Here is an 8,476-nt window from a genome sequence, read left to right on the forward strand (position 1 = left end):
TGTGGTCGCCTAGTGTTCATGATCAGCGGGCGAGGGTCAGCGGATGAAGGGCTCGGCCTCGGGGTCGAGGAGCTCGCCGACGGCGTCTCGCGCCCCCGCCGGGTCCGGCGCCGCCCGCGCCGCAGCCGCCATCTCCACACAACGCTGCCGATCGTGCAAGGCCAGCATCGCCCGTACCGCCGGCACCTTCGCCGGTGCCATCGACACGCTGGTCACTCCCAACCCGACCAGCACCAGCGCCAGCAGCGGATCACCCGCGGCCTCGCCACACACGCCCACCGGCACCGGACGCTCGCCGAGGTCCCCCGCCCCGGCGCACGTCGCGGCGACAAGATCCAGCACCGCCGGCTGCCACGGATCGAGCAGCGGCGCCAGCTCGCCGAGCATCCGATCGGCGGCGAGTGTGTACTGGGCGAGATCGTTGGTGCCGATGCTGGCGAAATCGACGCTGGCCAGCACCTCGCCTGCTCGCAGCGCCGCTGCCGGAACCTCGATCATCACTCCCACGGTGTCCAGCCCGGCGGCGCGCGCCCGATCGGCGTACCAGCGGGCCTCCTCGGCGGTGGCCACCATCGGAGCCATCACCCAGACGTCGGCCTCGCTCTGCTTCGCGGCCGCGGCCAGGGCGGTGAGCTGGTCGGACAGCAGCGCCTCGACACGCCGGCTCAAGCGCAGGCCACGCACGCCAAGCGCCGGGTTCTCCTCCTCGCCGGACGGGGCGAACGCCAGCGGTTTGTCGGCACCGGCATCGAGAGTGCGCACCACCACCCGGCGCGTCCCGAACGCGCGCAACACCGACGCGTACGTCTCGGTCTGCTCCTCCACGCTCGGCGGCGTGGAACGATCGAGATAGAGAAACTCCGTACGGAACAGCCCGACACCCTCGACGTCGACGTCGGCGGCGGCGAACGCGTCGTCGGCGGTGCCGATGTTGGCCAGCAGCGCCACCGGGTGCCCATCCCGCGTGCGCCCCGGGCCGCTGTACCGCGAGAGCCGCGTTTCTCGCTCGCCTGCTCGCCGCGTCCACGCGTCGCGGGTCGCCTCGTCCGGCTCGACGACGATCTCACCGGACGCGCCGTCGACGGCTATCACCACCCCGTCGGTCAGCGACGCCCGTACCGGGCCGTCGCCCCCGGGCTCCGCACCGACAACGGCCGGGATGCCCAGCTGCGCCGCGAGGATGGCCGTGTGACTGGTGGGCCCACCAGCCTCGGTGACGATCGCGAGGACGTCGTCCTGGGACAGCCCCGCCGTGTCGGCCGGCGCGAGATCGTGCGCCACCAGGATCGACGGGTGTTCGAACACCGGAAGTCCCGGCTGCGGCGCGCCCACGAGGATCGCCACGACGCGATCGCGCACGTCGCGCAGATCACTGGTGCGCTCGGCCAGATACCCGCCGGCCGCCTCCAGCGACGCGCAGACCTCCTCCACCGCGTTATCGAGCGCGTTGGCCGGGCCCATTCCCTCGCCGATCCGCCGTTCGGCACCGGAACGCAGCGACGGGTCGCGTGCCATCATTGCCGTGGCGGTGAGGATCTCGGCGGCCGTGGCCTCGGCCATCTCGGCGCGCCGTTCCAGCTCGCCCGCCACCGATTCCAGCGCCTCGGACACCGCCTCGACGGCCGCCGCGCTGTCCGGAGCGGCAGGCTCGTCGGCCGGCGGGCGGATCGGTTCAGCCATCCGCACCACCGGGCCGATCGCCACGCCCGCGCTGACCCCAATCCCGCGCATCCCCGTGCCCGCTTCCGGACTCACGACGTCTCCTCGTATCGGCGACAACTCAACCGTATTCCTCTCAGCATGGACCACCATCGACCTCACCGTCCGTGTCAATGCCCCGCCACGTTCCGTGATCCGTAACACGTCGGCTCAACCCGCGGCATCGCCGGGCAGGAAGGCGTCACGCCGACGCCGTGGCCGAGCCCGTCGTCGTGGCGGGCGCCGACGCCGTAGCCGTCGTCGCCGGTGTCGCTGGGGACGCCTCGTCGGGTGCGCGTCGCAGGCTCTTCAGCACGATGACGCATGCGGCTGTCACCGCCGCGCCCGCCGCGATCGCCAGCACGTACAGCACGGGCTGGCCGATCAAGCCGGTCACCCAGATGCCGCCGTGGGGCGCGCGCAACGTGTTGCCAATACCCATCACCAGCGATCCGGTCGCGGCAGAGCCCACCATGAGCGACGGAATGACGCGCAGCGGGTCCGCCGCCGCGAACGGGATGGCTCCCTCGGTGATGAACGACGCCCCCAGCAGCCAGGCCGCCCGGCCGTTCTCCCGCTCAGCCGGAGTGAACAGCCGCTTGCGCACGACGGTGGCCAACGCCAGGCCCAGCGGCGGTGTCATCCCAGCCGCCATCACGGCCGCCATGATCGTCAAGTTGGTGCTGTCGGCCGCGGTGGCAGCGCCCGCCAGGCCCGTCGTGGCGAAGGTGTAGGCCACCTTGTTCACCGGCCCGCCCATGTCGAAGGCCATCATCAACCCGAGCAGCGCACCCAGCAGGATCAGGTTCGCCCCGGTGAGCCCGTTCAGCCACTCCTCCAGCCCGTCGGCGGCTGCCGACAGCGGGCCTCCCAGCAGCACCAGCATGATCAGGCCGGTGACGGCCGTGGCCAGCAGAGGGGTCACGACGACGGGCATCACGCCCCGCAGGGCCTTGCCCACCGGAATCCGGCTGATCCACAGCGCGAGGAACCCGCCGATGAACCCGGCCGCGATACCACCGAGAAAGCCCGCCTCAACGCTCATCGCCAGCGCACCGCCGACGATGCCCGGTGCCAGACCGGGCCGGTCAGCGATCGCGAAGGCGATGAAACCGGCGAGGATGGGCACGAGGAACCCGAACGCGGACGAACCGACGTGGTAGAACAGCGCCGCCCAGCTGGTGGAGGACAGCGGGTTGAAGTCTTCGACGACGCTGCTCAGCTCCGTCTCAACGATCTCGTAGTCGCCAATCATGAAGCTCAGCGCGATGAGGATGCCCCCGGCGGCGACGAACGGGATCATGTAACTGACGCCGGTCATGAGCCACTGCCGGATCCGGGTACCAACGCCCGCCCCGGAGGTCACCTTCGTCGCCGGCGACGACCCGGAAGGCTCCGGCGCCCCGGATGCCCCAGAGGACTCGGATGCCCCAGAGGACTCGGATGCCCCGGAGAGTCCGGCGGTCCCGGAGCCGCCGGAATCCTCTGCTGCACCCTCTCCTGCACCCCCTGCCGCGCCTTGAGCTGCGGCTACGCTCGCGCCCGCCTCCCGGGCGGCCCGTTCGGCCTGCGTGATCACGTCTGGGGCTGACGAGATCGCATGCTTGACGCTCACGGTCACGACGGGCTTGCCGTCAAACCGCTCCCGATCGCGTACCCCGATGTCGGCGGCGAAGATCACCGCGTCGGCGTCAGCAATGATGCTCGCCGACACCGCCTTCGCACCCCCGGCCCCCTGCGTCTCGACGGTGATCTCGTGTCCGGCGGCTCTGGCCGCCTGCTCCAGCGCCTCGGCGGCCATGTAGGTGTGGGCGATCCCCGTGGGGCAGGAACTGACGGCAACGAACTTCATGACGGAACCACCTCTCGCATGACGATGCCGGCAACCGTCGCGGCATCGGGGGCGGACAGCAATGCCTCGGTGAACTCCTGGCTGACCAGCCGCCGGGCCAGCGCGGCGAGAATCTGCAGATGCTCGCTGTCGCCCCCGTCCGGGGCGGCGATGAGGAAGACCAGCCGCGCCGGGCCGTCGTCAGCACCGAAGTCGACGCCGGCGGGAGACCGGCCGAACGCGAGTGTTGGTGTCACGACGTGCATACTCTTGGCGTGCGGGATACCGATGCCGCCCGGAAGCCCGGTCGACATCTGTTCCTCGCGTGCGCGCACGTCAGCAAGGAACCCGTCGAGGTCGGTCACCCGGCCGCCAGCGACCAGCAGCTCGGCCAGCCGACGCGTGGCCGCGTGCTTGTCCTCGGCGTCCAGATCGAGGTCGACGAATTCGGGGGTGATCAGCTCGCTCATCGTGGCCTCCTCGGCTCACTCCTGGACCGGCACGTTCCGGTCGGGATCGGTCCGTACGTGCACGCGCAATGGGGCAACGTCGGACGGCTCTGGCATCTGGCTTCCGGGAAGGCCGACAGCGGCCGTTCCCCAGGCGACGGCAGTCCGGACGGCTTCGACGTAGCGCCCGTCGGCAAGGTCCCCACGGGCGTCGGCGCCATCCGCGAGGTCCCCACCGGCGCGGCCCCCGGGGAAGTCGACGCCAACATCGTCGTCCCCGCCATTGAGGTCCGTGGCGCTATCGCCCACTCGTTCGATCGTGTCGAGATAACCGGCGAGCAGGGCATCGCCCGCCCCCACCGTGCTGCGCGGGGTGATGGCGTCGGCGATCGCCCACACCGGGGTAGCGCCTTCCCGGACGAGCACCGCGCCGTGCGGGCCGAGGCTGACCAGCGCGGCAGGGTGCGCCCCGGCACACGCGACAGGGTGCGTCCCAGCACAGGTGGCCAGGAGCTCGCGGGCGGCGTCGGCGACATCGCCCAGCGTGGGCAGCACCCGCCCGGCAATTTCCTCAAGCTCGAACAGGTTCGGTTTCACCAGGTCGGCGCCCGCGCGGACCGCTTCGTGTAACGCGGTGCCCGACGTGTCGATCGCCGCCCGGATACCGCGCGCATGTGCCAGCCGGACGAGATCCGCGTAGAAACCCGCCCCGACGCCGCCCGGCAGGCTGCCACAACCGACCAGCCACCCGGGCGCCCCGGTCGAGCGCGCCAGGGTCGCGGACACGGCGTCGAGAAGGGCCGATCGCTCGTCGGGTGACAGATGCGGGCCGGGTTCGTTGAACTTGGTCGTGGTGCCGTCCGATTCGACAACCGTCACGTTGGTCCTGACCCCAGCGGCGATCGGCACCGGCACAACGTCGACGCCGTGCTCCTCCAGCACTTGCACCAGTAGCTGGCCTTCCGTACCGCCCACCGGCAAGACGGCGGCCGCCTTCGTGTGATGTGCAGCCAGCACCCGTGCGACATTGACTCCCTTGCCGCCCGGATCGACGCGGACCGACGTGCCATGGTGCACTCGTCCCAGGTGGATGCGGTCCACACCGATGGTCCGGTCGGCACTCGGATTGGGTGTCACGGTGACGATCACGCTCGCACCACCCGGGGCCCGGCCGCTTCCAGCTCGGTCGCTGTCTCGTCGTCGAGACCGGTGTCGGTGATCACCGTGTCGACCACGTCGATGGCCGCGACCCGTGCGAAGTGGTCGGTGCCGATCTTGGTGTGGTCGGCCAGCACCACGCAGCGCCGCGCCGCGTTGGCCATGGCGTGCTTGACACCGGCTTCCGTCTGATCGGCCGTGGTCAGGCCGCGCTCGACTGACAGGCCGTTGGTGCCGAGGAACGCGACGTCGACGAAGACCTCGGCCAGGGCACGTACCGGCCACTCCCCCACGCCGGCCAGCGTGACCCCGCGAACGCGCCCGCCCACCAGGTACAAGGTGAGATTGGAACGCGTGGCCACGGTGTTCGCGATCGTCAGCGAGTTGGTGACCACACGCAATTCCCGGTCGAACGGCAACTGCTCCGCCAGCCGGGCCGTCGTCGTTCCCGCATCGAGCAGGATCGCGCCGTCGTCGGGAAGCTCGGCCACGGCCGCCTTCGCGATCCGTTCCTTCTCCGCGACAAACCGGTCCTCCCGCACGGCGAGGCCGGGCTCAAATCCGAGGCGCTCCACGGGCACGGCCCCGCCGTGCACGCGCCGCAGCAGCCCATGACGTTCCAGAAGGCTCAGGTCACGCCGGACCGTCTCGGGCGTGACGTCCAGGAACGACGACAGACCGTTCACGTCGACGCGACCGTCTCCGCGTGCACGTTCGAGAATCAGTTGCTGCCGTTCCGCCGCGTACATCGACACCCACTTCCCGCTGCAACCCTCAGCGATGCCCCGAGGGAGACTCGGAACTATTCGGACGTTGATTTACGTCTGTTTTACGGATTATTTGCCGCCACGTCAACACTTTCGGGCAGAAACACACATCTCCGGATACTCTTGGTGCTGCCCGTTCGCCAGATACCGGGGCCGTGGCGGGTCCGGGCGATGCCGGATGCGATCTCAGGGCGCAATCCTCACGGAGACGGAAGCTCCACGTGGCGACAGGCAGTACCGTGGTCCGTCGTGACACCAGAGAGCACCCGGCACGAACCGGCGCGGCCTGCCGCCGCATCCCGCATCGCAGGTACGCGGCGGCAGGCCAGCATGATCACCGCGAGCGTGGTCCTCGTCGCTGTGATCGCGCTCTCCTGGGCAACCCGATCCAGCGACGTGTCCGCCGTCGCCTTCGACGAGCAGGTGACCCGTGTGGAGATCCAGATCTCCTCCGGAGACCTCACCATCACCGGCACCACGTCCGGCACGCCCCAGCTCCGGAGTCACTCCGACGACGGCCTGATCCGCGCGGCAGACGTCACACACCGAGTCGACGGAGGCACCCTCCATGTCGAAGCACGGTGCCACGGCAACAGCATCGTCCCCACATTCGGCTGCCGGGCCGACATCGACCTGAGCGTGCCCGGCGGCGTCGCCGTCGTCGCCGAGTCGTCGGGCGGATCGATCGAGACGCGTGACCTCCGAGGAGACACGACGCTGGAATCCTCTGCAGGGCCCATCGACGTCGCCCACCAAGGCGGGCCACTGTCCGCGCGATCCACCGGCGGCGACGTCGTCGTCACCGACCTGGCGGTGGATGAAGCGCAGGTGACGTCGACAGCGGGATCCGTCCAGGTCGAATCAAGCGTTCCCCCGCGGTCGCTGGACGCCGAATCAAGTGGAGGCCCGGTGTCGGTCACCGTTCCTGCTGGCCACACCTACGACGTTCAGGCAAGCAGCCGGGTCGGCGGGGCCACCATCGACGCATCCACCAATCACTCGTCGATCTTCAAAGTGCGAGCCTTCTCCAACGCCGGCCCGGTGAACGTCGGAACCGGGTGAACGCCCGCCACGTTCTACGTCTGCGCTGCGAAAACCTCCACGAGCGTGAACACCACACTGTCGACTGCACTCACATGTCGTTATTGCTAGTAACGAGAAGTGACGAGCATTCCGGGACGTTTTCACGGAAGTGCTTTGGTCACCTGCCCGGACAGGAGCATCATAGGAATTGCGGGATCAGCCTCGTGTCCTCTCGCTAAGGAGGTGGGGGTCATGAGTTCGCATACTCCCGACATCGAGCAACATCCCGACGTCACCGCCATGCGGCGGAAGTACGACCAGGTCGCCGAGACGCCGATGGCGCAAGGAGCCGACGGAATCGTCTTCCTCGGCGGCATGTACCTGGCCCTATCGCCGTGGATCGTCGGGTTCACCGGACACGACAGCATGATGATGAGCAACCTGCTGTCAGGACTCGCGATAGCCGTGCTCGCCATCGGCTTCGTCGCCGCATACGGAAACCTCCACGGCATCGCCTGGGTCGCGCCGCTCCTCGGCATCTGGGCCATCGTCTCGCCGTGGCTCGTGGACGGAGGAAGCCCAGCCGGTGAAGTCATCGCCAGCAACGTGATCGTCGGCGCGGTCATTCTGCTGTGCTCGCTAGCCATGATTTCTACCGGAATGCGCAGAATGCGCTCGTAGAACCACCTGAAGGACGGGCGGTGGCGCCAGACCTGATCCCGCGTGCCACCGCCCACTTCACGCCACCACGGCCCGCCGCCCGACTTCACGCCACCGCGGCCCGCCGCCCGACTTCATGCCACCGCGGCCCGCCGCCCGACTTCATGCCACCGCGGCCCGCCGCCCCACTTCATGCCACCATGCACCTAACGCCGCCGCGCAGATCGCGCCACAGCACCTCCGACCACCCGCACCTCAGGCCACCGCCCACTCCGCACCAGCGGACCCATGCCAACGCACCCCTCACGCCACCGCGCCACCAGGCACTCGCCACCAGCCCTTTTTACGCCACCGCGCACCCGTTGATCTCCACTTGTTGGGTCTGAGGAACGTCCAGGAGAACAAATCGAGTTCTGGACGTTCCTCAGACCCAACAAGCTCGATCCAGTGTCCGTGCCCGGATACCTGTCCCGGCCCGGAACATGCTCGATTACCCTCTGCTGGCCCACAGCACAACGCGGCCACATAAACCCGCCGCATTTCCGCTGAACCATCGCCATGCATAAGAGGACAGTGCTCCCACCCCGCAGGCTCGGCGGACATGACTGATCATCGCCACCGCGTGGACGAGGAAAGCGAGGCGATCCCGGAGCTCGAACATCTACGTCAACATGCCATCATTCCGGCGCGCGGGAGCATGCCTCCCTCACGCGGACTCTGTGGAGGCGAGACCCCGCGTGCGCCAGCAGGAGCGCTTGCTTGGGAATGATCGTCTAACGAATGGCCTCTGCCGACCGCATGTCGATTCTCCCCGCGTGCGCGGGGAAGGTCAAGTCCCCCGTAGTGGTGTAGCGCGGTGTCCTTCGGTTTGGTGTTAGGCGCTGAGTGCG

At 69.1% G+C, this 8,476-nt stretch carries 7 protein-coding genes; 2 read left to right on the forward strand and 5 right to left on the reverse strand.

Annotation, left to right across the window (positions count from 1 at the left end; genetic code table 11):
- Nucleotides 1-36 precede the first annotated feature (36 nt).
- The 5 genes from ptsP to DPM12_RS22030 all read right to left on the reverse strand — a co-directional run bounded on the left by ptsP (nt 37) and on the right by DPM12_RS22030 (nt 5,885).
- Nucleotides 37-1,731, reverse strand: coding sequence for a phosphoenolpyruvate--protein phosphotransferase (ptsP, locus tag DPM12_RS22010; protein ID WP_112260498.1), 1,695 nt, complete (start codon nt 1,729-1,731; stop codon nt 37-39).
- Between the two features lie 169 nt (nt 1,732-1,900).
- On the reverse strand, nt 1,901-3,550 hold the full coding sequence (locus DPM12_RS22015) for a PTS fructose transporter subunit IIC (RefSeq protein ID WP_112260499.1): 1,650 nt from the start codon (nt 3,548-3,550) through the stop codon (nt 1,901-1,903).
- Nucleotides 3,547-3,999, reverse strand: a complete 453-nt coding sequence (locus tag DPM12_RS22020) for a PTS sugar transporter subunit IIA (protein ID WP_112260500.1) — start codon at nt 3,997-3,999, stop codon at nt 3,547-3,549. The genes DPM12_RS22015 and DPM12_RS22020 overlap by 4 nt, the downstream gene beginning before the upstream one ends.
- A 15-nt stretch (nt 4,000-4,014) precedes the next feature.
- Nucleotides 4,015-5,127 carry a 1-phosphofructokinase family hexose kinase gene (locus DPM12_RS22025; protein ID WP_112260501.1) on the reverse strand — a complete coding sequence of 371 codons (1,113 nt, stop codon included), beginning with the start codon at nt 5,125-5,127 and terminating at the stop codon, nt 4,015-4,017.
- Complete coding sequence (locus tag DPM12_RS22030) at nt 5,124-5,885, reverse strand: DeoR/GlpR family DNA-binding transcription regulator (RefSeq protein WP_112260502.1); 762 nt, start codon at nt 5,883-5,885, stop codon at nt 5,124-5,126. The genes DPM12_RS22025 and DPM12_RS22030 overlap by 4 nt, the downstream gene beginning before the upstream one ends.
- 267 nt (nt 5,886-6,152) lie before the next feature.
- Here DPM12_RS22030 and DPM12_RS22035 point away from each other — a divergent pair, with 267 nt between their 5' ends.
- Together DPM12_RS22035 and DPM12_RS22040 are read left to right on the forward strand one after the other, a co-directional pair.
- Complete coding sequence (locus DPM12_RS22035; protein WP_112260503.1) at nt 6,153-6,965, forward strand: DUF4097 family beta strand repeat-containing protein; 813 nt, start codon at nt 6,153-6,155, stop codon at nt 6,963-6,965.
- A 213-nt stretch (nt 6,966-7,178) separates the two neighbouring features.
- Nucleotides 7,179-7,607 carry an SPW repeat protein gene (locus tag DPM12_RS22040; protein WP_112260504.1) on the forward strand — a complete coding sequence of 143 codons (429 nt, stop codon included), beginning with the start codon at nt 7,179-7,181 and terminating at the stop codon, nt 7,605-7,607.
- Nucleotides 7,608-8,476 lie beyond the last annotated feature (869 nt).

It is taken from the genome of Phytoactinopolyspora halophila (assembly GCF_003287285.1).
In the GTDB taxonomy this organism is placed as follows: domain Bacteria; phylum Actinomycetota; class Actinomycetes; order Jiangellales; family Jiangellaceae; genus Phytoactinopolyspora_A; species Phytoactinopolyspora_A halophila.